The sequence below is a fragment of the Herbidospora sakaeratensis genome (assembly GCF_001570525.1).
Lineage (GTDB): Bacteria > Actinomycetota > Actinomycetes > Streptosporangiales > Streptosporangiaceae > Herbidospora > Herbidospora sakaeratensis.
Genome location: NZ_BBXC01000010.1, coordinates 279,454 through 305,363, shown reverse-complemented (window position 1 = coordinate 305,363; position 25,910 = coordinate 279,454). Strand labels below are relative to the sequence as shown.

At 69.7% G+C, this 25,910-nt stretch carries 23 protein-coding genes; 14 read left to right on the top strand and 9 right to left on the bottom strand.

All coding sequences use genetic code 11. From position 1 onward, the window contains the following. Positions 1-7: 7 nt before the first annotated feature. From AW271_RS14645 to AW271_RS38470, 6 genes are all read left to right on the top strand, one after another. Entirely contained in the window at positions 8-1,942 is a 1,935-nt protein-coding gene (locus tag AW271_RS14645; protein ID WP_218008050.1) for a molybdopterin oxidoreductase family protein, read from the top strand. 7 nt (positions 1,943-1,949) lie between these two features. Next, positions 1,950-3,884, top strand: a complete 1,935-nt coding sequence (locus tag AW271_RS14640) for an NAD(P)H-dependent oxidoreductase subunit E (RefSeq protein WP_062337019.1) — start codon at positions 1,950-1,952, stop codon at positions 3,882-3,884. Next, entirely contained in the window at positions 3,881-4,747 is an 867-nt protein-coding gene (locus tag AW271_RS14635; RefSeq protein ID WP_062337017.1) for a 2Fe-2S iron-sulfur cluster-binding protein, read from the top strand. Before AW271_RS14640 ends, AW271_RS14635 begins: the two co-directional genes overlap by 4 nt. Further along, positions 4,740-5,570, top strand: a complete 831-nt coding sequence (gene fdhD, locus AW271_RS14630; RefSeq protein ID WP_062337015.1) for a formate dehydrogenase accessory sulfurtransferase FdhD — start codon at positions 4,740-4,742, stop codon at positions 5,568-5,570. The genes AW271_RS14635 and fdhD overlap by 8 nt, the downstream gene beginning before the upstream one ends. Before the next feature lie 213 nt (positions 5,571-5,783). Beyond that, entirely contained in the window at positions 5,784-6,803 is a 1,020-nt protein-coding gene (locus AW271_RS14625) for a polysaccharide deacetylase family protein (protein WP_062337013.1), read from the top strand. A 69-nt stretch (positions 6,804-6,872) separates the two neighbouring features. Then, positions 6,873-8,768, top strand: coding sequence for a L,D-transpeptidase family protein (locus AW271_RS38470; RefSeq protein ID WP_157554151.1), 1,896 nt, complete (start codon positions 6,873-6,875; stop codon positions 8,766-8,768). A gap of 5 nt (positions 8,769-8,773) precedes the next feature. Here the strand turns inward: AW271_RS38470 and AW271_RS14615 are convergent, their stop codons facing one another. Next, positions 8,774-9,055 (bottom strand): YiaA/YiaB family inner membrane protein, encoded by a 282-nt coding sequence (locus AW271_RS14615; RefSeq protein ID WP_062337009.1) that lies wholly within the window; start codon positions 9,053-9,055, stop codon positions 8,774-8,776. A gap of 70 nt (positions 9,056-9,125) precedes the next feature. On the opposite strand from AW271_RS14615, the gene AW271_RS14610 reads away from it, so the two are divergent. Continuing rightward, a complete protein-coding gene (locus tag AW271_RS14610; RefSeq protein WP_062337001.1) occupies positions 9,126-9,464 on the top strand; it encodes an MmcQ/YjbR family DNA-binding protein in 339 nt (112 codons plus the stop codon). A 27-nt stretch (positions 9,465-9,491) separates the two neighbouring features. Next, complete coding sequence (locus tag AW271_RS14605) at positions 9,492-9,893, top strand: ClpX C4-type zinc finger protein (protein WP_030454867.1); 402 nt, start codon at positions 9,492-9,494, stop codon at positions 9,891-9,893. Here the strand turns inward: AW271_RS14605 and kynU are convergent. After that, the gene (gene kynU, locus AW271_RS14600) at positions 9,890-11,107 is read right to left on the bottom strand and encodes a kynureninase (protein WP_062336999.1); all 1,218 of its coding nucleotides are present in this window, start codon (positions 11,105-11,107) and stop codon (positions 9,890-9,892) included. The two genes, AW271_RS14605 and kynU, sit on opposite strands and share 4 nt — an antisense overlap. A gap of 185 nt (positions 11,108-11,292) precedes the next feature. On the opposite strand from kynU, the gene AW271_RS14595 reads away from it, so the two are divergent. The 3 genes from AW271_RS14595 (at position 11,293) to AW271_RS38465 (ending at position 13,107) form a co-directional block, all read left to right on the top strand. Further along, positions 11,293-11,817: a VanZ family protein gene (locus tag AW271_RS14595; protein ID WP_062337528.1), complete on the top strand. Its 525-nt coding sequence runs from the start codon at positions 11,293-11,295 to the stop codon at positions 11,815-11,817. Between the two features lie 178 nt (positions 11,818-11,995). Further along, positions 11,996-12,748 (top strand): GntR family transcriptional regulator, encoded by a 753-nt coding sequence (locus tag AW271_RS14590; protein ID WP_030454864.1) that lies wholly within the window; start codon positions 11,996-11,998, stop codon positions 12,746-12,748. 140 nt (positions 12,749-12,888) lie between these two features. Beyond that, a complete protein-coding gene (locus tag AW271_RS38465; RefSeq protein ID WP_083949814.1) occupies positions 12,889-13,107 on the top strand; it encodes a hypothetical protein in 219 nt (72 codons plus the stop codon). A gap of 255 nt (positions 13,108-13,362) precedes the next feature. Here the strand turns inward: AW271_RS38465 and AW271_RS14585 are convergent, their stop codons facing one another. Beyond that, entirely contained in the window at positions 13,363-14,421 is a 1,059-nt protein-coding gene (locus tag AW271_RS14585; protein ID WP_174553093.1) for a coiled-coil domain-containing protein, read from the bottom strand. A gap of 97 nt (positions 14,422-14,518) precedes the next feature. After that, positions 14,519-17,254, bottom strand: a complete 2,736-nt coding sequence (locus tag AW271_RS14580; protein ID WP_062336995.1) for a helix-turn-helix transcriptional regulator — start codon at positions 17,252-17,254, stop codon at positions 14,519-14,521. A 138-nt stretch (positions 17,255-17,392) separates the two neighbouring features. Here AW271_RS14580 and AW271_RS14575 point away from each other — a divergent pair, with 138 nt between their 5' ends. Beyond that, positions 17,393-18,187: an alpha/beta fold hydrolase gene (locus AW271_RS14575; RefSeq protein WP_062336993.1), complete on the top strand. Its 795-nt coding sequence runs from the start codon at positions 17,393-17,395 to the stop codon at positions 18,185-18,187. Positions 18,188-18,192: 5 nt separating this feature from the next. On the opposite strand, the gene AW271_RS14570 is transcribed toward AW271_RS14575, so the two are convergent. Together AW271_RS14570 and AW271_RS14565 are read right to left on the bottom strand one after the other, a co-directional pair. Continuing rightward, on the bottom strand, positions 18,193-18,705 hold the full coding sequence (locus AW271_RS14570; protein ID WP_245653058.1) for a gamma carbonic anhydrase family protein: 513 nt from the start codon (positions 18,703-18,705) through the stop codon (positions 18,193-18,195). A 1-nt stretch (position 18,706) separates the two neighbouring features. Next, positions 18,707-19,867, bottom strand: a complete 1,161-nt coding sequence (locus AW271_RS14565; RefSeq protein ID WP_169806331.1) for a mannosyltransferase family protein — start codon at positions 19,865-19,867, stop codon at positions 18,707-18,709. A gap of 121 nt (positions 19,868-19,988) precedes the next feature. Between AW271_RS14565 and AW271_RS14560 the strand changes: the two genes are divergently transcribed. Both AW271_RS14560 and AW271_RS40690 read left to right on the top strand, forming a co-directional pair. Then, complete coding sequence (locus AW271_RS14560) at positions 19,989-21,353, top strand: hypothetical protein (RefSeq protein WP_174553092.1); 1,365 nt, start codon at positions 19,989-19,991, stop codon at positions 21,351-21,353. Positions 21,354-21,572: 219 nt separating this feature from the next. Beyond that, positions 21,573-21,734 carry a hypothetical protein gene (locus AW271_RS40690; protein WP_169806330.1) on the top strand — a complete coding sequence of 54 codons (162 nt, stop codon included), beginning with the start codon at positions 21,573-21,575 and terminating at the stop codon, positions 21,732-21,734. 63 nt (positions 21,735-21,797) lie between these two features. Here the strand turns inward: AW271_RS40690 and AW271_RS14555 are convergent, their stop codons facing one another. The 3 genes from AW271_RS14555 to AW271_RS14545 form a co-directional block, all read right to left on the bottom strand. After that, positions 21,798-22,871 (bottom strand): glycosyltransferase, encoded by a 1,074-nt coding sequence (locus tag AW271_RS14555; RefSeq protein ID WP_062336987.1) that lies wholly within the window; start codon positions 22,869-22,871, stop codon positions 21,798-21,800. Further along, positions 22,868-23,617 carry a hypothetical protein gene (locus AW271_RS14550; protein WP_245653057.1) on the bottom strand — a complete coding sequence of 250 codons (750 nt, stop codon included), beginning with the start codon at positions 23,615-23,617 and terminating at the stop codon, positions 22,868-22,870. Before AW271_RS14550 ends, AW271_RS14555 begins: the two co-directional genes overlap by 4 nt. A 167-nt stretch (positions 23,618-23,784) precedes the next feature. Beyond that, complete coding sequence (locus AW271_RS14545) at positions 23,785-25,884, bottom strand: (Fe-S)-binding protein (RefSeq protein ID WP_062336980.1); 2,100 nt, start codon at positions 25,882-25,884, stop codon at positions 23,785-23,787. Positions 25,885-25,910: the final 26 nt, after the last annotated feature.

Sequence of the window (25,910 nt, the reverse complement as noted above, 5' to 3'; positions counted from 1 at the left end):
CGAAAGGATGAGGTCGATGAAGAGGAAGAAGGCCGAGCACTACGACCGGCTGACCCATCCCCTGGTACGTGAAGACGGTGTGCTGCGGCGGGCCACATGGGATGAGGCGCTCGACCGCGCGGCCGAGGGGTTCCGGCGCAACGTGGCGGCCCACGGGCCCAACGCCTTCGCCATGTTGTCGTGCGCCCGGTCGACCAACGAGATGAACTACATCGGGCAGAAGTTCACCCGCGTGGTCATCGGCACCAACAACGTCGACTCGTGCAACCGCACCTGCCACGCCCCGAGCGTGGCGGGCCTGTCGGCGGTCTTCGGCAGCGGCGGCGGCACCTCCTCCTACCAGGAGGTCGAAGAGGCCGACGTGATCCTTATGTGGGGCTCGGCGGCCCGCAACGCCCACCCCATCTTCTTCCAGCACGTCCTCAAGGGCATCCGCAAGGGCGCCAGGATGTTCGCCGTCGACCCCCGCCGGACCGGCACCGCCCAGTGGGCCGACCGCTGGCTGGGCCTCAACGTCGGCACCGACATCCCGCTCGCCCACGCCGTGGCGCGCGAGATCATCCACGCGGGCCTCCACAACACGACCTTCATCGAGCGCGCCACCGAGGGCTTCGCCGAATACGCCGCCAGCGTCGAACCATGGACGTTGTCGGCCGCCGAGCAGGTCACCGGCGTGCCCGCCGACGCGATCCGCGAGATGGCCCACGCCTACGCCCGCGCCGACCGCGCGCAGCTGGTCTGGACCCTCGGCATCACCGAACACCACAACGCCACCGACAACGTGCGCGCCCTCATCAACCTGTCCCTGCTGACCGGCCACGTCGGCCGCTACGGCTCGGGCCTGTCGCCGCTGCGCGGCCAGAACAACGTGCAGGGCGGCGGCGACATGGGCGCCATCCCCAACCGGCTCCCCGGTTTCCAGGACATCCTCGACCCGGCGATCCGGGCCCGCTTCGAGGCGGCGTGGCAGGCGCCGATCCAACCGCGTTACGGCCTCAACCTGACCGAGATGCTCGAGGCCATGGCCGAGGGCGAGGTCACCACCTGCTACCTGATCGGCGAGAACCCCGTTCAGTCCGAGGCCGACTCGCTGAGCTGCATCAAGCGGCTCAGCATGCTCGACCACCTCGTCGTCCAGGACATCTTCCTGACCAAGACGGCCCAGATGGCCGACGTGGTGCTGCCCGCCGGGGCGGCCTGGTGCGAGTCCGACGGCACCTTCACCAACAGCGAGCGCCGCGTCCAGCGGGTGCGCGCCGCGCTGGTGCCGCCGGGCGAGGCCCGCGACGACATCTGGATCCTGTGCGAGCTGGCCCGCCGGCTCGGCCACGAGTGGGCCTACTCCGGCGCCGAAGAGGTCTGGGACGAACTGCGTTCGGTCTCGCCGGCCCACTACGGCATGACCTACGAGCGGCTGGCCGAACACCAGGGCATCCAGTGGCCGTGCCCCTCGACCGAGGAGCTCGAACCGCCGTTCCTCCACGGCCGGTTGTGGGAGACCGACCCGGAGAAACGGGGCCGCCTCGCGCCGTTCGCGATCCTGCGCCACTCGCCACCGGTCGACCTGCTCGACGACGAATACCCGTTCCGGCTCACCACCGGCCGCCGCCTCGACTCCTACAACACGGGGGTGCAGAGCTCCGGCTTCGCCTCCCCGCTGCGGCGCGGCGAGAACATCGAGTTGTCCCCCGAAGACGCCGCGAGCCTGGGCGTCACCGCGGGCGAGGAGGTCCGCGTCTCCTCACGGCGGGGCACCGTCGTGGCTCCCGTCTACATCGACCCGGCCCTGCGTCCGGGCCTGGTCTTCATGACGATGCACTTCCCCGACGAGGTCGACACCAACGCCCTGACGATCGAGGCGACCTGCCCGATCGCCGGGACCGCGGAGTTCAAGGCCGCGGCGGTGCGCATCGACCGTCTCGTTCCCGCGAAGGTCGGGTGACCGACGCATGGATCTTCGGTTCCGCGACGCCGAACCGACCGCCGAGGAGCGCGCCGTCGTCGACGCGCTCCTCGGAGCGCCGTCTTCCGCCTGGGACGGCGGCGAGCGCACCGAGTTCGACCTGCGCTTCGCCACGCAGGCCCCCCGGGTGGCACGCGACCGCCGCGACCTGCTGCTGCCCGCCCTCCACGCGGTCAACGACCGGGTGGGCTGGATCAGCGAGGGCGCGCTCGACTACATCTGCCGCCGCCTGACGATCCCACCCGCCGAGGCCTATTCGGTGGCGACCTTCTACTCGTTGTTCTCCGTCAAGCCCCGCCAGGCCCGGATGCTCCACGTCTGCACCGACCTCGCGTGCGCCGCCAAGGGCGCCGAGGCGGTCCGCCGCGACGTCGAGGAGCGCTTCGGCCCTCCCGGGGTGTCGTGGCAGCCGAGCCCGTGCCTGGGCCTGTGCGAACGCGCCCCCGCCGCCCTGGCGATCGAAGCGGGCGATCCCCCGGTGAACGCGGTCTACGGGCCGTGCTCGGTCGGCCAGGAGTGGTCGGCCACGACAGAAGAACCTCCCGTCGAGGCCGCGGTGCCGCAGACCCGGGCGTGCCGGCAGGCACCCGCGCGGCCGGCACCGACCGCGGAGCGGCTCGCGCACGAGGGCCAGGCTCCCCCTGGCGAAGCGGCCCAAGAAGTGTCGAGTGACGACGGCCGGTCGGCCGGTCCATCCGAGCTGGTCCTGCTCCGGCGCATCGGCGTCGTCGACCCCCTGAGTCTCGACGACTACCGGGCGACCGGCGGCTACACCGGATTGCGCCGCGCCTTCGAGCTCGGGCCCACCGGGGTCATCCGCGAGGTCCTGGAGTCGGGGCTGGTCGGGCGGGGCGGCGCGGCCTTCCCCACCGGCCGCAAGTGGGAGGCGACCGCACGCCAGCTCGACCGGCCCCACTACCTCGTCTGCAACGCCGACGAGAGCGAGCCGGGCACCTTCAAGGACCGGGTCCTGATGGAGGGCGACCCGTTCGCCCTGATCGAGGCCATGACCATCGCGGGCTACGCCAACGGCTGCGCTCTCGGCTACCTCTACATCCGGGGCGAATACCCGCGTGCGCTCCAGCGGTTGGAGAACGCGATCGTCGTCGCGAAGTCGCGGGGGCTGCTCGGCGACGACATCCTCGGCCAGGGGTTCTCGTTCGACATCGAGATCCGGCGCGGCGCCGGGGCCTACATCTGCGGCGAGGAGACCGCGATCTTCAACTCGATCGAGGGGTTCCGGGGCGAGCCGCGCACCAAGCCACCGTTCCCGGTGGAGAAGGGCCTGTTCGGCAAGCCCACGGTCGTCAACAACGTCGAGACCCTGGTCAACGTGCCCCACATCCTCGAGATGGGGGCCGCCGCCTACGCGGCCGTCGGCACGTCGTCGTCCACCGGCACCAAGTTGTTCTGCGTCTCGGGCACGGTCGAGCGGCCGGGCATCTACGAAGTCCCGTTCGGCGCCACCCTGCGCGACCTGCTCGACCTGGCCGGAGGCGCGACCGGCGAGCTGCGGGCGGTGCTGCTCGGCGGCGCGGCCGGGGCGTTCGTACGGGCCGACGAGCTCGACATCCCGCTGACGTTCGAGGGCACCCGCGCCGCCGGGGCCACGCTGGGCTCCGGGGTGGTGCTGGTGCTCAACGACACGGTCGAGCTGCCCGGCGTGCTGCTGCGCATCGCCGAGTTCTTCCGCGACGAGTCGTGCGGCCAGTGCGTGCCCTGCCGGGTCGGCACGGTCCGCCAGGAGGAGGCCCTCCACCGGCTCTCCAAACGGCGCAGCGAGGGCGACCTGGTGCTGCTGCGGGAGGTGGGCCAGGCCATGCGCGACGCCTCGATCTGCGGCCTAGGCCAGACCGCCTGGAACGCCGTCGAATCGGCCATCGACCGGCTTGGTGTGTTCACGGCAAAGGAGAGCTCATGAGCGTCCCCCTGCGTCCGCCACGGCGGCTCATCGAGATCACCGTCGACGGCGAGGCGATGCGCGTCCCCGAAGGCGACACCCTGCTCGACGCCTGCCAGACGGCCGGGAAGGACATCCCGACCCTCTGCTACGGCGACACCCTCAACCCGAAGAACGCCTGCCGGGTCTGTGTCGTCGAGGTCGAGGGCGCCCGCACCCTCGCCCCGGCGTGCTCCCGCAAGGCCGAGCCCGGCATGGTGGTGAAGACCGACTCCGAGCGTGCCCGCCACAGCCGCAAGGTGGTGCTGGAGCTGCTCGGCTCCTCGGTCGACCTGTCGACCACGCCGAACGCCAAGGAGTGGATGGCCGAATACGGCGCCGACCCGGCCCGTTTCGGGGAGGACGCCGCCACCGTCGCCGAGCCCCCGAAGGTCGACAACGACCTCTACGTGCGCGACTACGCCAAGTGCATCCTGTGCTACAAGTGCGTCGACGCGTGCGGCGAGCAGTGGCAGAACTCCTTCGCCATCTCGGTCGCCGGGCGCGGCTTCGACGCCACCATCTCCACCGAGTTCGACGCCCCGCTGACCGACTCGGCCTGCGTGTTCTGCGGCAACTGCGTCGAGGTCTGCCCGACGGGGGCCCTGTCGTTCAAGAACGAGTTCGACATGCGCGAGGCCGGCACCTGGGACGAAGAACGCCAGACCCAGACCACCACCATCTGCAGCTACTGCGGCGTGGGCTGCAACCTGACCCTCCACGTGCAGGACAACACGATCGTGAAGGTCACCTCGCCCCACGACAACCCGGTCACCCACGGCAATCTGTGCATCAAGGGGCGGTTCGGCTTCCAGCACGTCCAGAACGTGGCCTCCGATGGGTAGGGTCACCGTCCAGCGGCGCATCCTGCGGGTCCGGGAGACCGGGCAGAGTCACCGGGTCGACGTGCTGGCCGCCGAGGAGCCGCTGGAGATCCGGCTTAACGGCAAGCCGCTCACCATCACGATGCGCACCCCCGGCGACGACTTCGACCTGGCCGCCGGGTTCCTCGTCAGCGAGGGCGTCATCGGGAAAGCGGGCGACATCGAGGCCATCCGCTACTGCGCGGGGGCCCTGGAGAACGGCCAGAACACCTACAACGTGCTCGACGTGCGGCTCACGACGGGCGTGACGCCGCCGGCCACCTCGCTGGAGCGCAACTTCTACACGACCTCGTCGTGCGGGGTCTGCGGGAAGGCGTCGCTCGACGCGGTCCGGACCGTCGCCCGCTGGGACGTCGCCCCCGATGACGTCACCTTCTCCGAAGAGGTCATCGCCGAGTTGCCCGAGAGGCTGCGTACCGCCCAGAAGGTGTTCGACCGGACCGGCGGCCTGCACGCCGCCGGGCTGTTCACGCCGGCCGGCCGGGCGCTGGCCGTCAGAGAGGACGTCGGGCGGCACAACGCGGTCGACAAGCTCGTCGGATGGGCACTGCGCGACGGCCGGCTGCCGCTTCGGCAAACGGCGCTCATGGTGTCGGGCAGGGCCTCGTTCGAACTCGTCCAGAAGGCCGTCATGGCGGGCGTTCCGGTGCTGGCCGCGGTGTCGGCGCCGTCAAGCTTGGCGGTGGAACTGGCCGCCGAGTCCGGGTTGACCCTGCTCGGGTTCGTGCGTGGCCGGTCCATGAACGTCTACTCCGGAGAGGAGCGGATCAGCGCGTCATCGTGAGATCGCCGCCCGAGGTCAGGGGCATGGCCGGTGGCGTCTTCACGATGGCGGACGGGATGCCGGTCGGTGACGCTTCGCCCCCCTCACCACCGGCATCCCGAATGCCACATTTCGCCCTGTACGTGAACTTTAAAATCTCTTAGCCGTCTTCGTCCTCACCTAAGGGGATCACTCTCCGTGTCAATGACATGACTTATCGGAGGGGCACCAGAGATGAGAGCCGCGGCGACTGTCGGATTGATCGTGCTGGCCGGGTGTGTGGCATGTGGCGCCGACCAAGGTCAGAAGCCCGCTTCGGCGGTCGAGGTCAAACCGGCGGCCATCAAGCCGGTGAGCGCGGCCAACGCGAAGGCGGTCAAGGCCAACGAACTGGGTCAGATCCCGGTCCTGATGTACCACCGCATCATCGAGAACCCGACCACCCAGGACGACCGCACGCCCAAGCAGTTCCGCACCGAACTCGACCGGCTGGCCAAGGAAGGCTACGTGCCGATCACCGCCGCCGAGTACGTGACCGGGAAGATCGACATTCCGGCCGGGAAACACCCGGTCGTGCTGACCTTCGACGACTCGTCGCCGTCGCAGGTCACCCTCGACGGGACCGGCACCCCGGCCAAGGACACGGCGGTGGCGATCCTGCTCGAAGCCGGCGCGAAGCACCCGGGCTTCCGCCCGGTGGCCACCTTCTACGTGACGCGCGACATGTTCGGCAAGAGCAGCCCCGCCGAGCAGGCGCAGATCGTCGCCTGGCTGAAGCAGCACGGCATGGAGCTGGGCAACCACACGAAAGACCACACCAACCTGATGGGCAAGCCCAAGCAGGTCGTGCTCGACGAGGTCACCGCCGGGCACAAGCTGATCACCGACCTCAACGGCGGCGAGGTCGTCACCTTCGCCCTTCCCTACGGCAACCAGCCGAAGACCAAGGAGTGGGCGCTCAAGGGCTCCGACAAGGGGGTGAAGTACAACTACTCCGGCGTGTTCCTGGCGGGCTACATGCCGGCCCAGTCGCCGTTCAGCGGGGCGTTCGACCCGCTGGGCATCCCGCGCATCCGGTCGATGGACAAGAAGGGCGACTGCGCGAAGTTCTGCTCCACGGGGTGGCTCGACTGGCTGCAGTCGAACCCGGGCGAGCGCTACACCAGTGACGGCGACGCGCGCACGGTCGCGTTCCCGAAGTTCCAGGAGACGATGCTCGCGCCGAGCGCCAAGACAAAGGCACTCGCCTATTAAAAGATCATCTTTCCATCAAGATCGCCTAAGTCCGGTCTGTCCGGGGATCGTAGTGGGAATTTCGCCCCCATGCGGACATATATGGTCGTCGGCCTCGGATTCGGGCTGGCGCTGATCACCGGGTCGGCGGCCTTCGCCGACTCGGCGGATAGAAAGCACGGCCACCAAGCCGTGAAGGACAGGCACCACAAGCACGTACAGGAGAACAAGCAGCACGGGCGCCCGACCGTGCACCGTGACCACACACGGGACCGGCGCCCGGCTGCCGCCCGCGCCCACGGCATCGCCGAACGCCGCGCGACCTCCGGCGCCGCCAACCGGCAAGCGGCCCTCGGCACCGCCGCCCGCCGCACGACCGCCGCCGCCGCGAACTGGCAAGCGGCCCTCGCCGCCGCCCAGCACCGCGCGCAGTACGGCACGACGACCGGCCGCGCGGCCTCGGTCACCGCGAACCAGCAGGCGGCCTACGCCGCCATGCAGCAGCGCGCCGCCCTGAATGCGGCGCACGGGCGTGCCTTCACCCGCACGGCGAACCAGCGCGCGACGAACGCCACGACGCAGCGGCGCGCGGCCCCCGGTGCGACGACCGGGCGAGCCGTCACCGGCGCGGCCATTCAGCGCGCGACCCACGCCACCGTGAACGGGCGCGCGGCCCTCGGCCACCGCCACGCCGAGGCGAACCACCGGCGCTCGACGGCGGCCCGCAGGTACCCCGACGGCCGAGACGGCCGCCGGCAGATGCGCTTCCGCTACACCGACCGCCCGGAGGCGCACGCCCGCCACTTCGAGGCGCCCGGCGACCGGCAGGACGCCCACGCGCGACATCACGACGGCCACGGCGACCGCACCCGCCACCACGACATGCACGGCAGACACCACGACGCGCAGGGCAGGCACCACCACGCGCTCGGCGAGCACCGCGACATGCACGACCGCCACCGCGACTCGCGCAACCGCCACCACGACGTACAGGACAGGCACCACCACGCGCTCGGCGAGCACCGCGACCTGCACGACCGCCACCGCGACTCGCGCAACCGCCACCACGACGCGCACGGCCGCCACCGCGACATGCAGGACAGGCATCACGACCTGCGCAACCATCACCACGAACCGCACGACAGACAACGCGACATGCACGGCCGTCACCGCGACACACACGGCAGGCACCGCGACATGCACGGAGGCCGCCACGACGCCCACGGCCGCCACCACGAGCATCCGGTCGCTCATCACGACCACGTCCACGGGCACCCGGGTCACCAGGCCCATCACGCCGTCCACCACGGAGGCAACCACGCCCACCCGGCCGCCCACCACCGCCACCACCGCCAGGCCCCCCGTCGCCCCGAGGTCATGAAGTTCGGCGACAAGAGTCACCAGATCCGCGCCATGAAACAGCGCCTGCGGGAGCTCGGCTTCGACTCCGGCGTCGACGACGGCCGCTACGGCGAGACGACCCGCTACGCCGTCTGGGCCTTCCAGAAGGTCAACGGCCTGCCCATGACCAACCGCATCGACCGGAACACCATGTGGGCGCTGCGCCACCCGCGTCGTGTCAAGCCGCTGGTCCGCCCCAAGGCCACGAACCGGGTCGAGATCGACGTCCGGCGGCAGTTGATGACCATCTGGCGCGACGGCAAGCCCGACCTCACCACGCACATCTCCACGGGCGCGAACCGGTCGTACTGCGACAACGGTCACTGCGGCTTCGCCCGCACCCCCGTCGGCGACTTCCGGGCGGGGACGCGGGCGCCGGGATGGACGACGAGTCCGCTGGGCACGATGTTCAACTCGATCTACTTCAACGGCGGCATCGCCATGCACGGATCCTCGGAGGTACCGAAATATCCGGCCTCACACGGATGCATCCGGATTCCGATCCACACCTCGAAAATCGTCTACGCCATGGTCACGTCGGGCGAACCGGTCTACGTCCGTGGCGCGCAGAGCAAGTACACCTAAGGCGGTCAGTTCTGATAGGGATCGTGCTCGGCGAGGAGCCGGTCGAGTCTCGCCTGGTCGACCCGGGCCACCACGGCCGACTCCTCCTGCCGGTCGCGCACCACCTTGGCCAGCGTGAACGACGCGGTCACCAGGTAGAAGACCCCGACGGCGAAGAACGACCTGATCCAGGCGTCGACGGGCAGGTAGGCGACCCCCAGCGTGAGGGCGCCGAGCGCCAGCCCGAACGAGATGACGGACTGCGCGAAATAGGCGGATGTGGTCTTGTTTGGCACGGGCTTGTTCATGGGGCAATGCTGGAGGCCCAGCCCGGGGCCGGGCCTGAGCCCCCCATCCCAAGTTACCGGTGAGTAGCACATGAGTATCCGCACCGATCTCCGCGCCTACGCCCTCACCCTCCCCGAGGCGTTCGAGGACTTCCCCTGGGAGGACGACGCCGTCGTCAAGGTGAACAAGAAGATCTTCCTGTTCCTCGGTTCCGAAGAGCGGGCCACGGGCTTCGGCGTGAAGCTCGTCGTCGCCCACGGACACGCGCTCAGCGTGCCGGGCGCCATCCCGAGCCGCTACGGCCTGGGCCGGTCGGGCTGGGTGACCGTCCCCTACGACGCCGATCTGCCCGAGTTCGACGTGCTGCGGGACTGGGTCGAGGAGAGCTACCGGCTCGTCGCGCCGAAACGTCTCGGCAAGTTGCTCTGACCCAGATGACAACCTAATGTTGTCGATATGGAGCCATCAGAGTTACTCGCCCGCGCACGCAAACGCGCGGCCAACCCCTCTGACCCGCTGGACACCCTGGCCGCAGCCAACGAGCTGAGCCAGGAGATGACCCGCGACGCCGACGCCCTGATCGATCTGGCGGTCCGCGACGCCCGCGCCGCGGGCACCTCCTGGACGGCCATCGGCGACCGCCTCGGCGTGTCGAAGCAGGCCGCCCGTAAGCGCTTCACCCGCAACTTCACCCACCCGTTCTCGGCCCGCAAGACGCGGCGCGCGGCGGCCTGCTCGTTCTGCCGCAAGCCGCCGAACCCGCATTTGCACATGGTCTACGGCGAGGGCGGCCGGATCTGCGCCGAGTGCGTCGCCCTGGCCGCCGAGATCGTCGCCGACAAAGCGAAGACGCGTTAGGTGACCGTCACCCGGCGCTGGTAGCGCTCGTCCCGCCAGATGCCCTTGCCGATGATCTCGGCGAGGGTGTCGGCGGCGTCGTACACGTCGACGTAGCGCAGATAGAGCGGGGTGAACCCGAACCGCATGATGTCGGGGGCCCGGAAGTCGCCGTGCACCCCGTGGTCGAGCAGCGCCCGCATGATCGGGTAGCCGTGGTCGTGCCGGAAACTGATCTGGCTGCCGCGCCCCGCAGGGTCGCGCGGGGTGGCCAGGTCGAGCCCGAGGGGCTCGGTCAGCGCGATGAAGAGCTCGGTCAGCGCCACGCTCTTGGCCCGCACCGACCTGATGTCGACCTTGCTCCACAGGTCCAGCGACGCGGCGAGCGCGCTCATCGACAGGATCGGCGGGGTGCCGGCGCCGAAGCGGCGCACGCCGTCGGCGGGCCGGTAGTCGGCCTCGAAGGCGAACGGCGCGGCGTGCCCGTGCCAGCCGCGCAACACCGACTCGGCCTCCGCCAGGTGCGCGGGCGCGCAGTAGAGGTAGGCCGGCGCTCCGGGCCCGCCGTTCAGATATTTGTACGTGCACCCGACCGCGAAATCGGCCGCGCCCACCTCGACGGGCAGCGCCCCGGTGCTGTGGCAGAGATCCCAGATGACCAGCGCCCCGGCGGCCTGCGCCGTCGCGGTGTCGGCCGCCATGTCGCGCAGCGCGCCGGTCCGGTAGTCGACGTGCGACAGCAGCACCACGGCGACGTCGTCGTCGAGGCAGTCGGCCAGGGAACCTTCCGGACCGAAATCTCGCACGTTCAGGTCGAAGCCCGCCGCGAGACCCTGGACGGCGTACCGATCGGTCGGAAAGCCCTCCGACTCCACCACAACGGTCCGGCGGCCCGGACGCAGCCGGACGGCGGCCGACATCAATTTGAAGATCGAGACCGAGGTCGACTCCCCGGTGAGCACCGTGCCGGGCCCGGCGCCGATCAGATTGGCGATCCGGTCGCCGATCACCTCGGGCAGGTCCCACCATCCGGCGGTGTTCCAGCTCTGCCCCAGGTCACGCCCCCATTCGGCGGTGACGGTGTGGGAGACGGCCTCGATCGTGCGCCGCGGCAGCGCGCCGAGCGAGTTGCCGAGCATGTAGACCACGTCGTCCGGCAGGACGAACTCCGCACGGAAACCGCGAAGGGGGTCGGCGGAGTCGAGCGCGGCACAGCCGGCGCGGGTGATGCTCATGCCAGACATCATCTCCAGAAATATCCTGACTCGGCAGCCCAATGCGTCACCAAGGGTCGGCTTCCCAAGGGGCCACCTTCTGGTGACCGTTTCCGGCTAAGTTCTTTGTTGTTTTTCTCCCTGACCGAAAGTGCCATGGGGCGTCCGGAACGACGGGCCTGATGGATGCCAAAAAGGACACAGTCATGTTGCTGGCGTGGGCTCTATGGGGACATGTCGTCATCGCCACCCTCTTGACCATTCCGGCCGGATGGGGTGTCGCCCACCTGCTCACTCGGTTCCGGGAGCGTTCCAACCACCCGGAACCTGCGCGGACGGCGTACGCGGACGTCTTCATCGTGATCGGCACGGCGCCCTGGCTCTGGATGATCCTCACTCCCGGTGACCCCTCGGCTCCTGACCGGGCGGTCGGTCTGGTCCCGTTTCACGATCTTGCACAGGTAGTGACCGGGCCGGCCGCGACGGCGTTCGTGCAGGTCGGAGGCAATCTTCTGGTGTTCGCCGCACTGGGCGCGCTTTTGCCCCTCAGGTCTCAAAAGTTGGCTCGTTTGAAGATCGTCGCGGCCGTCGCGGCGGCCGGATCTCTTACCGTCGAGTTACTTCAATACGGCCTGGAGCTCCACCGTGTGTCGTCGGTCGATGACATTCTGCTGAACACAATAGGGGCGGTCCTGGCTGCGGTCATGACTCAGCGTTGGTGGGCACGGTGAATAGCGGCTAGGACCGTTCCAGGGTAACGGGCTGCACTAACCGCTGAAGATCGCCACAGGGGCACGATCCGCTCAAATTAGGCTCGGGACCAACCATTCTCTCTGTGCGATCGTGGACAAGACGGGGCAAGTTCTCTGGAGACGCTAACCCCCCGTTGGTGACAGAGGGTGATCAAACGTGACCGAGTCCCCGGTGCATCACGAGCCCCCCATTTACCGGCGTATCGCCGACCGGCTGCGCACGCAGATCCTGTCCGGCGAACTCCGTGATGGGGAGCGGCTACCGGGCGAAAACGCCCTCATGACCGAGTACGGCATCGCCCGCGCCACCGCACGGCAGGCGCTGGCCGTACTCATCAATGAGGGCCTGGCTGTTCCGCGGCGAGGTTCGGGGGTATACGTGAGACTCTTTCGACCCATCAGACGGCATGGGTCACGACGTCTGTCCCGTGAACAGTGGGGGCAGGGGCGGGCGATCTGGGATTCCGACACCCGGGGGCGTGCCTACACCGTGGACGAGGTCCACATCGAACGGTTGCCGGCGAGCGAGGACATCGGGCGCGTCCTCGACGTCGACGAGGTGTGGATCCGCCGAAGGCGCTACAACGTCGACGGCAGGCCCGTCCAGCTGGCCGTCTCCCACTTCCCCGCCGACCTGGTGGAGGGAACCGCCATCACCCTGCCCGACACCGGCCCCGGCGGCGTGTACGCCCGCCTGGGCGACCTCGGCTACCTCCCGGCCCACTTCACCGAGGAGTTACGCGCCCGCATGCCCCAGCCCCAGGAGGCCGAGCTCCTCCATCTGCCGCCGGGCAACCCGATCATCGTCGTCGTGCGCACGGCGTACACCTCGGGAGGCATACCAGTTGAGCTGAACGAGATGACACTCGACGCCGCGTCGTATGTACTCCAGTACGACTTCGATGCGTAGTTCAACTTGAAAAATCGGACGATAGGTGGACCTGTCCTCCCAGGATCTTGTCTTCTCTAGAGATGTCCCGCACCTTGATAGAGAGACGTCAAGGAGATCGGGGTACACCCGGGGCGGCTCGGCGAGGGAAAGGTGGGCAGATGTCCTTTGACCGGCATCTTGCCGAAATTGCCCGCGAGTATCCGGAATGGACTATCTGGCGGAGCGATGCGGGACGGTGGTGGGCAACCCGCCACCATCCCCTGAGTTCCGCACAGCGGGAGGCCGGCTGCGCGATGACCATCGACGCGGACGAGCCGGAGGGATTACGCCAGTTGTTACGCGACCAGGAGGAACGTGCCAACACGGCGGATCCATGACATGTCCCCACCAGAAGCGCGGAAGCCTCCGACCCTATCGGGGGCGGAGGCTTCCGCTTTCCATGAATAACCACAGACCCCCGTGGGGGCGCTTTCCACTGGTGCCAGCCAACGACGAGGCGCTCTCACGGGGCACCACACCGGCCGCCGACGAAGCCGGCCGGAGTCGATCAGCGGGTACGACCGGCAGCCGCCCCCGCTCATGAACGGCGATGGGCCCGCCGCCACCCCATTGGCGGGCCCATCTCCACTGCATCACGCGCCGCGGGCATCCATCGGAGGCAGCCCGCGTCGCAGGTCCACCGGCGCGGCCACGACGGCCGGGTCGTGATCGACGATCACGTGCTCGTCATCGGAGTCATCCTCCTCGGCGGCCTGATCGGCCAGCACAGCGGGACCGGCGGCGGCCGGGGAAGGCGCGGCTGCCGGCTGCGCGGCCGGCGCCGGAACCTCGTCCTCGTCGACCTGCTCGGCCCGCTCGACGGGGAGCTCCTCGTCGATCGACGGAGCCGGCGGCAGCACCGACGCCTCGTCGATCAGCGCACCGGCGGCCTGCTCGCGGTGCAGCAGGTCACCCAGCACGGCGCCGATCTCGTTCAGGCGGCGCATCACCTCGGTGTGGGTGTCGGTCAGATAGACCACACGCCGCCCGGTGTGCTCGTCAAGGTATCCCGCACGCTGCTTGGCCGAAGTCAAGGTCTGCTCCGACACCGCGTTGGCGTCGGCGACCAGCTTCTCGGACTCCAGCGTCGCGGCGGTCACCCGCCGGTCGGCCTCGGCCCGCGCGTCCCGCAACGTCTCCTCGGCCTCGGCGTTGGCCGTCGCCACCTTCTCCTCCGCCTCGGCGCCGGCCTGCGCCAGCAGCCGCTCGGCCGACGCGGTCGCGTCGTGGATGCGCCGCTCGGCCTCGTCCTGCGCCGCCGCCCGGATGGAGTCGGCCTGCTCCCGCGCCGTCGACACCACGCGGTCGGCCTCGGTCGCCGCCTGGTCGCGCATCTGCGACGCCGCGCTCTCCGACGCCTCCTTGTTGGCACGCGCCTCTTCGTGGGCCAGCTTGAGAATCTGGCTCAGCCGCTCGCCCAGCTCATCGGGGCTCTGCGGAGCCTCGGTCAGCTTCCGGCGGGCCTCGGCGAGCTCCAGCCGGCTCTGCTCGGCCTGGTCGATGGTACGTGCCAGACGCTCCTCGAGATCACGGATCTGGTTCCGGGTGCGGATCATGTAGTCGTGCACCTGACGGCGGCTGTATCCACGCATGACGACTTCGAACGAGTCGTCGCTCATGAGGTCGGGGAAACTGTCAGTCTGGTTCGTCATGAAGAGCCTTGGGGGAGATGGCGGGAAGACGTATCAAGACACGACTTTCCTGCTATCAGCGTCAACCTGCAACCCGAACCTGGTTATTGCCCGCGCCTCAGTCTGACCCGCGCAGGGCCGCCGCCAGCGCCGACCGCGAGGTGATCTCCAGCTTGGGGAAGATCCGGTAGAGGTGGGAGCCGACGGTCCGGTGGGACATGTAGAGCTTCTCGCCGATCTCCCGGTTGGTCAGGCCGTCGGCCGCCATCTGGGCGATCTGGAGCTCCTGGGCGGTGAGGACGTCGCGGGCGTCACCGGTGCGGCGGCGGCCGCCCTCGCCTGAGGCGCGCAGCTCCTGCCAGGCCCGCTCGCTCCACGGGATGACGCCGAGCGCGTCGAACGTCTCCCTGGCCGTGCGCAGCGGCGTCCGCGACTCGGCCGTGCGCCGCCGGCGGCGCAGCCATTCGCCGTAGGCCAGCTGCACCCGCGCCCGGGCGAAGGGCAGGCGGCGCAGGTCGGCGTCGAGGGCGGCGGTGTAGAGGGCCTCGGCGGCGTCGTCGTCGGCCAGCACGGCCCTGGCGTAGCGCAGGTCGGCGTGCAGGGCGGGTGACGGGGTGAGCAGCGCCACCTCCTCCAGCTCAGCCATGATCCCGGTGATCGCCTCGCCCTGGCCGCAGTGCGACGCGGCGTCGGCGAGTTCGGCCACGCTGTAGCAGCGCAGGGCCTCGTGGTAGACGGGGTCGGCGGGGTCGTAGATCCGGCGCAGGTGGTCGTACGCGTCGCCGTAGCGCCTCTCGCCGAGGGCGGCGAGGCCGCGCGCGTGCTGCACGGTCGCCAGCACCGGACGCGCCCCCATCGGCAGGGCCGCCTGCTCGGCCACCGCCGCGAGGTTCTCCATCCGGTCGGGGTTGCCGCGCAACGCGGCGACCACGGCGCCCGAGGCGTGGGCCATGGCGTGCATCAGCGGCAGGGACGTCTCCTGGGCCAGCCGGGCGGCCTCCTCGGCGGCCGACATCGCCACGCCGAGATCGGCCAGCCGGGCCGCGCTGAACGCCTGGGCCCCCAGATCACGGCACATGTGGCTGAGCCGGCCCTGCACGCGCAGGCGCGGCAGGGACAGGGCGCAGAACTCCTCCGACAGGTCGAAGGCCCCCACCGTCAGCGCCGAGCTGCCGAGCAGCCGGGCCGCCCGCCAGCCGTCGGGCCGGTCGGCGGCCAGCCGGCGGAGCCGCTCGATCACCACCCGGCCGCGCTCGATCGGGGCCGCGTACGCCAGGATCGAGAGCAACCAGCCGTCGTGCTCGTCGACGGGCAGGCTCTCGGCGGCGGTCACGACGAGTTCCCGCGATTCTGCGTCGGTGTGGGCCCAGAAGCACCGCAGGGACGCGCTCGACAGCAGCTTCATCGCCAGTTCGAGCTCGCCCTCCTTCGCCACGGTCCCGGCGAGGTCGACCAGGGAGCGAACTGCGGCGGCGTCGTCGCGGACGTCCTCTTCGAAGCTTTCGCGGATCCACACGACGCGGGCGCGCTGGCGGAGCGACAACGTCCAGGGCTCGGCCTCGGTCACCAGCCGGGTGGCGAGGTCGCGGCGGCCGGCCTCGGCCCCCCATTCGGCCGCGTGGACCAGCCGTTCGCGCCGGTGGCCGGGGTCGACGCTGAGCCGGGCGGCCCGTTCGAGGCCCTCGACCGCCGACAGCAGATCTCCCCGCCGCCGGGCCCGCCGGGCCGCCGTCTCCAGCTCGGCCGCCATCTCCTCGTCGGGACGGTTGGTCGAGGCCGCCCGGTGCCAGCGGCTGCGGTCGGGGTGGCCGGCCAGGACCTCGGCCAGGGCGGCGTGCGCGGCGTGCCGCCGGGACCGGCTCGCCTCCTGCTGGATGGCCGAGCGCATGAGCGGGTGGCGGAACCAGACCACGGTCTCGTGGAGGTCGACCAGCCGGACGGCCACCGCGGGCGCGAGGTCGTCGGCGGTCACCTCCGTGCCGAGGATCAGCGTGGCGGCGTCCATCGCCTCGCACAACGCGGTCGAGTCGTTGACCGCGACCACCAGCAGCAGGGTGCGGGTGACCGACGGCAGGCCCGACAGGCGGGCGGTGAAGGTCTGCTCCAGCCGGGAGGTCAGCGGGAGCCGTCCGGGCTCCGGCCGCAGCGTCTCCACGGCGATCGGCAGTTCGACCAGGGCCAGCGGGTGGCCCGCCGCCTCCCGGAGCACCCGGGCACGCGCCTCCGGCGTCAGGGCGGGGCTGCGGGCCTCCAGCAGGGCGGTGGCGGCGTCGTCGTCGAGCCGGTCGAGGACCAGCTCGGGGAGCCCCGCGACCTCCAGTGGGCTCTGCGACCCGTCGCGGAGCGCGGCCGCCAGCAGGATCGGCGCGGCTTCCAGCCGCCGCGCGACGAAGGCGAGCACCTCGGCGGTCGGCCGGTCGAGCCAGTGCACGTCGTCGGCCAGCAGGAGCACGGGCGTGCGATTGGCCGCCTCGCTCAGCAGGTTCAGCGTGCCGAGGGCCACGAGGAAGAGCTCCGGTGTCCCGGCCTCGATCAAGCCGAACGCGGCCCCCAGGGCGTCGCGCTGCGGCGCGGGCAACTCCGCGATCTCGGCCTGGAACGGCAGCAGCAGCCGGTGCAGACCGGCGAACGGCATCCGGGTCTCCGCCTGCGCCCCGGCCGTCCGCAGGATCCGCATGCCCCGCGCGGCGGCGGTCGCGGCCGCGTCGAGCAGCAGGGCCGACTTCCCGATCCCGGCGTCGCCCCGGATCAGGATCGCCGCACCGCCGTCGCGGACCCCGTCCACGAGATCAGTGAGACGTCCCCGCTCAAGCTCACGCCCGAAAAGTGCCTCGTTAGGCAGTTTTGGTGGCATATGTGACTAGTTTCGCCTCGGATCGGAGTCCTGTCCAACCGGCCTCAGTCGGTGACGCAGTCACGTGACGCATGCGCCGCAGATCCGGCCGTTTCTAGCTTAGGGCCGCAGAAACCCGTCCATTTCTTGGAGAACGCCATGCCCAAAAAGCTTCTGCTGGCCGTCGCGCTCGCCGCGCTGGTCCCCGCCATGACCACGCCCGCGTTCGCCTCGACCGGCCACCACGAGCACCAGGCCAAGCCCACCGTCATCCTGGTCCACGGCGCGTTCGCCGACGCGTCGAGCTGGACCAAGGTCGTCGCCAAGCTCCAGACGGCCGGCTACCCGGTGATCGCGCCCGCCAACCCCCTGCGGAGCCTCAAGGACGACTCCGACTACGTGTCGAGCGTGATCTCCACCGTGCCGGGGCCGGTGATCCTGGTCGGCCACTCCTACGGCGGCTCGGTCATCAGCCAGGCCGCGAGCGGCCACACCAACGTCAAGGCGCTGGTGTACGTCGCCGGCTACGCCCCCGAGGTCGGCGAGTCGGCCCTCGACCTCACCGGCAAGTTCCCCGGCAGCCAGCTGCCCACCAGCCTGCTCACCCGCGACTACCCGGGCGGCACCGACGTCTACGTCGACCCGGCCAAGTTCCGCGCCGCCGTGGCCGCCGACCTGCCCGCCCGCGACGTTGCCCTGATCGCCGCGACCCAGCGTCCGGTCTCCTACGCGGCGCTCGACGCCAAGGCCACGACGGCGGCGTGGAAGAAGATCCCGTCGTGGTACCTCGTCTCGGGCGCCGACCAGGCGATCCCGACCGCGGCCCAGAAGTTCATGGCCAAGCGCGCCGGGTCGCACACCGTCGAGGTCAAGAGCGCCTCGCACCTGATCCTGGTCTCCCACGCGGAGGCCACCGCCGACCTGGTCACCGCGGCCGACCGCGCCACCCGGTAGTCAGCTCACCAGCGGCGGGCCCGGGCGTGCCGGCGGGCCTTGTCCATGTAGCGATCGGGGGTCTCGGCGAAGGTCGCGACGTCGTCTTCGTCGAGATCTCTGATGATCTTCGCCGGGCTGCCCGCCAGCAGCACCCCGCCGGGGAACTTCTTGCCCGGCGTGACCAGCGCGCCCGCCGCCACCAGCGTGCCCGCGCCGATGTAGGCGCCGTTCAGCAGGATCGCGCCGATGCCGATCAGGGCGCCCGTCTCCACGTAAGCGCCGTGGACGACCGCCTTGTGGCCGACGCTGACCCTCGGTTCGAGGACCGCCGGGAAGCCCGGGTCGGCGTGCAGGCAGCACAGATCCTGGACGTTGCACTGCGCGCCGACCTCGATCGACTCGTCGTCTCCCCGGAGCACGCTGCCGTACCAGACGTTCGCGTGCGTGCCGACGCGGACGCGGCCGGCCACGACCGCGCCCGGCGCGATCCACGCCGTCGGGTCGATCGACGGCAGGTCGTCGTCCAGAGCGAACACCTCAGCCAACCCAGGCCCCCGTGGTGAAGTTTCCTACGTTGATCGCCATGACCGGCGCCGCCACCGCGACATACGCCATGAACGCCCATTTGTTGCGCGCCGCGGCGATGCCGATCCCGATGTAGAGCGGCCACCACAACAACGATGCCCGCCCGACCGACATGTAGAACGAGGACATCGCCAGCAACGCGACCGCCTGGGGCGCCAGGTAGGCGAACTCGGCCCATCTGCGCCGCACCAGCTGCCAGACGATCAGGACGACCAGCACCAGCGCAGCGAGGATCTCCTCACGATACGACGTGGCGAGCACCGGCTCCTCCAGCGACCGATTCCAGGTGTTCGTCAGCACCTCGATCGGTTCGACGGGATAGCGCCCCCAGTACTGCGCCTGGGCCGCGTTCCAGGCCATCCAGTCGCCGACCCTGACCTTCAGGAAGATCATGTACGCCAGCACCGGCAACCCCGGCACCACGAGCCAGAAGATCTTCCGCCAGTCGGCGCGCAGCCCCTTCTCAGAGACCAGGAACATCACCGCCAGGCCCAGCGCGAGGAACAACCCGGTGATCCTGATCGACGACGCGAACGCCGCGCAGACGGCCGCCCACTCCCAGCGGCCCTGACGGGCGAACAACCAGGCCGGGATCGCCAGCGCCAGGAACGGGGCCTCGGAGTAGCCCGCCCACATGAACACCGCCCACGGCGACAGGAAGAACGCCAGCACCGTCCAGGTGCCGGTCCCCTCCTTGTACGACTCGCTCAGCCGCGACAGGAACACGGCGACCACCGCGCTGCCCACGACCGACACCAGCACGATCAGCAGGTCGTAGTTGGGCACCAGCCAGTTGAGGTCGCGCAGCAGCAGCGGCAGCCCGGGGAAGAACGCCACCAGCTTGGGCGCGTCGGTCATGCCGGGAGAGCCGTCGTACCCGTACTGGGCGATCGTGATGAAGTTCTCGGCGTCCCACGGCGTCAGCCGGTCCAGGAGCGGCGCCTCGGTCCGGCCGGGGGCGGCCAGGACCATGTAGACGTACGTCGCGACGTGCCAGAAGAACCAGATGCCCAGCGCCGTCAGGTCGCCGGGCTGGCCGAGCCATCTCCGCCTCGCGGTGGGAGCGTTTTCCGGCTGGTCCGCGTCGGTCTTGGCCTGCTGGGTCTCCGTCACGAAGACCATCGAAGTGGAACAACAGCGGACATGCCAAGAGGTCACGCCGCGAGTCCCCCGGCTTATAGCCGTTTATCCAGCTCAGGTGGGTGAAAGTTTCACATGTTCTAGCATGTGGCTCGTGCAGTTTGACGGTTTCGCGGCCGTGGAGCAGGACGTCCGGGCGATGGTGGCCGACCCCCAGTGGTCGCTCCGCCGGATGGAGTCACGCGCCGAGGCGCTCGCCCGCCGGGGCCTGTCGGCCCGCGACGGCTCGTGCTGGATCTTCGGGCTGGGCGCGCGCTGGTACCGGCGCGACGCCGACGGCCAGTGGATGCTGGCTCCGCCCCCCGCCGAACCCGGGGTGCGCAACACGTGTGTACGCGTCAATCCCGCCATCCCGTGGTGGCTGGTGCCGCAGGGCCCCGACTTCGCGGCCGACCGGGGGTCGACACAGGGATTCGTCGGGCCCGACGTGCTGCCCGAGGTCGCCGAGCGGATCCGGGCGATCCTGGCCGCCCACCGGGGGCTGAGCCAGGACGACTTCCCGCTCGTCCCGGGCCCGCTGAAGGAGCTGTTCGCCCCCGAGGTGACCTCGCCCGTCGCGACGGTGTGGGGCGTGATCATGTGGTGCGCCTACGCGCCGGCCTTCGACGGCAACGAGCAGCTGCTGACCATGTTCGGCGAGTTCCTGGGCAGGCCGCTGCCGGGCGACGACTGGGTCAGGTGGTTGCCGGGGGTGCGGCTGGAGTCGTGGCTGGAGCCGTACCGGGAGAGGCTGGCCGCCGGAGCGCCCGAGACGGCGCTGCGCCTGGCCGGGCTGGCGGCGGAGGTCGCGACCGTGCTGAGCGACGACCCGCGTTTCCGGCCGCGCGCCCAGGCCCTCACGGTGATGATCGAGCCCCTGCTGCGGCAACCCTGGCTCGACCACGGCCACGTCGATCGGGGGTCAGATCTGGCCAGACACTGGCTGCACCGGTTGCCACCCCATCTGACCAGTACGACCATCCACGAGACCGCCCCGAAGGACCACTTCCAGCACACCTTCTACGACCTGACCGAGGCGCTGGGCTACCTGGCCGGCCGGGGCGTCGACCCCCGCATGGCGGCCGCCGGCCTCCTCGCCTGTGACCTGTCAACGGTGGCTGACGCCGAGGTGACAGATGTCTTCCCCCTGCTCGACGACGAGGTGCGCCGGGCCGTCCGGCAGGCCCTTGACGATTCGGCCCACCCGCTGAGGGCCCTGTGGCCCGTCGACGGCGCGCTTCCCGACGTCCTGTCGCCGCCGGGCCGCGAAGCCGCCTCGACACTGCTCGGCGCGGCCTACGCCACAGGTCTGGCATGGTCTGCCATGATCGGCAGGGCGGTGCCGGAAAGAGGATTCCCGTCGGCTTCGGCCGTCTCTGGGAAGTTGATTCACGAGCGGGACGACACGGTTCCTTCGCCGTTGCGGATGCCCGGAAGGCCCGTCTCGGAGATCACCTCGGAGTGGTTGTACCACTCCTGACCGCCAGATCCCCCTTACCCCGCAAAGACCGATAAATCATCCTTTAGCAATCAGGTCTCACCCACCTTGGGAAATTGACCGAATTGTGATCGCGCTTAGCGGGAAATGGTTAGTCGAGGGGGGTCCGGCGGCGGGAATGGTCCCGATGGGCCATGTCGCCGAAACCGACGCGGACGTAACCTCGAAGAGGGTGTGGGCTGCGGAAGGAAGGACGACGCGGTGGGGCACGACGACTTGGACTCCCGGGTCCATGACCGTGTCGCGTTGGACGAAATCGCGCTCTACGCCGAGGTTCTGGAGGCCGTCAACTTCACGGATGACCGACTGACCTTGGAGGAGCTCGACAACGCGCTCGGGTTGCGGACTTCGGCGAGTCGCTGAAGCTGAAGATCACGGTCCCGGGCTTCCGAATTCGGGGGCTCGGGATCTGTTATTCCACGAGGATCAGGCCCGGGAGCGCAAACCATACATCAGATCCTGCCAGCGGGCGGCGATGGCGGTGGCGGCGCGCAGCGAGGCCGATTCGAGCGCCCCGGCGGCCAGCGTCATACGTTTGCGCTCGTCGTCGACCAGCGACAGCAGCGCCCCCGCGTACGCCTCGATCTCCCCGGCCCCCTCGCTGACCAGCACGCTGTCGATCCCGGGCCGCACGAACTGGGCCAGCCCCTTCGGGCCGTCGAAGCCCACGATGGGCACCCCCGTGCTGAGCGCCTCGTTCACGGTCATGCCGAGCACCTCGTGGCGCGACGGGACCGCCACGATCGACGCCTTGGCGAACTCGCCGGGCAGGTCGGGGGTGGTGCCCATGAAGTAGACGTGGTTGTGCAGGCTGAGCTCGGCGACCAGGGCGCGCAGCCGCTTCTCCTCCGAGCCGGCGCCGTAGAGGCGCAACCGCCAGTCGGGCCGTTTGTCGGCGACCATCGCGAAGGCCCTGATCAGCCGGTCGAACGCCTTGTCGGCCACCCACCGGCCGCCGGCGCTGATGATCCGGTTGTCCATGCGCGACCTCGGCCACGGCGCCGCGGGCAGCGGGTCGGGGATGGTGTGCACGCTGAGCTCGTCGTCGAGCAGCCGGGTCCACTCGCCGCGCCCGGCGTCGGTGCTGGTCACCACGGCGTCGAGGCGGGGGTAGTAGCGCTGGACGGGGGTCGGCACGGCCGGCCGCGTCCATTCGCGGGCGATCCTGACCACCTCGCGGGGCGCGTAGCGGGCCGACTGCACGCTCAGGCTGGGCCGGGCGGTGACCAGCACGTCAGACCGGATGGCGCGCAGCGCCCGCCACAGGGCGACCTCGGTGCGCACCTGGCCGCGCGGCAGCAGATGACGGCCGGGCCGGGCGTCGACCAGCCAGCGCAGCCTGATCGCGGGGTCGACGGGGAAGAACGGGGCGTCCCTGGTGCGCTTGACGCTGACCACCTCGACCTGGTGCCCACTGGTGAGGGCGGCCGCGAGGTTCAGCATCGCCCGTATGTCACCGCGCATCCCGTACGCGGACGGCACCAGGAACGTGATCTTCACGCCGCGCCCACCTCGAGCCGGAGATGGTCGGCGGGCGAGAAGCTCGGCTTGATCGGCACTCCGTCGATCTTCGTCGCCGGATAGTGGACGCGGCGGCGCTTGCCCTCCACGTCGTCGAGGAGCGCTCCCAAGGCCATGGGGCCGTCGACCCCGTCGACTTCGAGGGAGGGCTCCCACACCCCTTCGGAGTCGGGGGTGGCGGCAAGGACGTCGCACAGGGAGAGGGCGGCGTGAAACCGTACACCTTGGACCGTGGCAATCGCGGTCACGGTGGCGTCACTGTGCTTCAAGGAGAGCCGGGCGCGGTGGTGCTGGTCGTCGTCTCCCAGCCCCGTGTACGCCAGCAGCCCCGTCACCTCGAACCGGCCCTCGCGGAACCAGACCGCCCGCACGTCGGCCACCGGCTCGGCGTCGGCGATCTTGATGGCCAGGAAGCCGTTGCGGGTGCGGTAGGCGCGGTAGGACATGGTCCGGCGGCCGAGCGCGTAGGCGTCGAGGCGGTGGAGCGAGAAGCCCGGGTCGACGCTCTGCATGCGGGTGCGCGGGCCGCTCTGCTGGAGGTAGGCGTCCCAGCGGCCGGGCGTCAGCTTCAGCCCGGCCAGCGAGACGGCGACGGTGGCGTCCTTGGCGGGGCGGCCCGGGGTCCCGAGCCGCACCTTCCGTTCCGAGCCGGTGCCGCGGTGCCGGAGCACCAGATGCGTGCCCGCCTCCAGCGGATGGTCGATCGCCATCCGCAGGGAGAGCACGTCGGCAAGAGTTACTTCGGCGTCTGTTACGACCACACCCACCGTTCAGCCCCCTCCCCGTTGATTGAGCCAACGTTGAGGTTACCGTGATTCTCCCGTTATGTGGAGAACAGGGTGGCGCGCATGTGGCCCTGACCAGCGGATTCAACAACCGATCAACGAACCAGTCAGCCCTTGATGGATTTGATCAGGAGCTGGGCCACGTCGACGACCTCCAGCGTCTCCTTCGCCTTGCCGGTGTTCTTCTTCTCGTTGATGGCGTCGCCGAGCATCACGAGGCAGAACGGGCAGGCGGTCGACACCGTGTCGGGATCGGTGGTGAGCGCCTCGTCGACCCGCTCGGTGTTGATGCGCTTGCCGATCCGCTCCTCCATCCACATCCGCGCGCCGCCGGCGCCGCAGCAGAACCCTCGGTCCTTGTGGCGGTGCATCTCCTGAGTCGTGACGCCGGGCACCTTGGCCATGATGTCGCGCGGCTGGGAGTAGACCTTGTTGTGCCGCCCCAGGAAACACGGGTCGTGGTAGGTGATCTTCTCCTCGATCGGCGTGATCGGGGTCAGCTTCCCGGTGTCGACCAGATGAGACAACAACTGCGTGTGGTGTACGACCTCGAAGTGCCCGCCCAGCTGCGGATACTCGTTGGCCAGGGTGTTGAAGCAGTGAGGACAGGTGGCCACGATCTTCTTGACCCCGGCCTCGTTGAGCGTCTCGATGTTCTGCTGGGCCAGCATGTTGAACAGGAACTCCATGCCCAGACGGCGGGCCGGGTCGCCCGTGCACGCCTCCATCGGCCCGAGCACCGCGAACTTGACGCCCGCGATGTGCAGCAGTTCGGCGACCGCCTTGGTGGTCTTCTTCGCCCGGTCTTCGAGCGCGCCCGCGCAGCCGACCCAGAACAGGTACTCGGTGTCTTCGGGCATCTTCTCGTCGACGATCTCGACCTCGAAGTCGAGCTCCTCGATCCACTCGGCCCGCTTCATCTCGGGCATGCCCCACGGGTTGCCCTTGTTCTCGAGGTTCTTCAGCATCACGCCGGCCTCGGACGGGAAGGCCGACTCGATCATGACCTGGTAACGCCGCATGTCGAGGATGTGGTCGATGTGCTCGATGTCGACCGGGCACTGCTCGACGCACGCGCCGCAGTTGGTGCACGACCAGAGCACGTCGGGGTGGATGACGCCCTGCTCGCCGACGAGGGGCTTCTCCAGCAGGGCCAGCACGTCCTGACCGGCGTGGGCGCGCTGCTCCTCGCTCATCAGCAGGTAGGGCGCGACCGCGAAGGCGTGGTCGCGCTGGTCGAGGATGAGCATCTTGGGCGACAGCGGCTTGTCGGTGTTCCACGCCGGGCACTGCGACTGGCAGCGGCCGCATTCCGTGCACGTGTAGAAGTCGAGGAAGCCCTTCCAGGTGGTCTCCTCGATCTTGCCTCGGCCGAAGACGTCGGTCTCCGGGTCGGCCTCCTCGAAGTCGAGCACCTTGCCGCCGCTGCGCATCTCCTGGGCCGCGCCCATGCCGTCGGGACGGCGGGAGAACAACACGTTCAGCGGGGCCGTGAAGATGTGCAGGTGCTTGGAGTTGACCACGATCACCGCGAAGACCAGCATCAGGCCGATGTGCAGCAGCAGCGCGATCTCTTCGAGCAGTGACGAGGTCGGCAGGATCCGCGCCAGGAGCTCGGAGACGAACGCCCCCGACTCGTAGGGGAAGTTGCCGGTGTTGATCGCGGCGGCCCGGAACAGGAACAACGACCAGATGATGTTGAAGATCATGAACAGGATCAGCCACGCGCCGCCCAGGTGAGACCCGGAGAACCGGGAGTCGCGGCCGAGCTTCGAGGGCGCGTTCCTGATCCGGATCACGGCGAAGGCGACCAGGCCGAGCAAAGCCGCCAGGGCGATGAAGTCCTGCAGGAAGCCCAGGGCCGGCCACCGGCCGATCAGCGGGATGTGGAAGTCGGGCCGCCCGGTGACGGCGCCCTGGATCATCGCGCCGTACGCCTCGACATAAACGGTCAGCAGAATGAAGAACGCCCACATGACGAAGAAGTGGGCGATGCCCGAGGGCGTCCACTTGAGCAGCTTCTTCTGCCCGAACACCTCGACCAGCTGGGCCTTTATCTCGGCCCCGATGTTCGCGCGGGCGTATTCAATACGTTCGGGCGCCGGCTGGCCCACCGTGGCGAGCCGGTAGAGGAAGCCCACCCGCCTGGCCACCACCGCGATCGTCAGCGCCGTCATCAGCAGCCCGATTATGCAGACCAGCAACATTGGGGCCTCCTCATCGCCATCGTGGT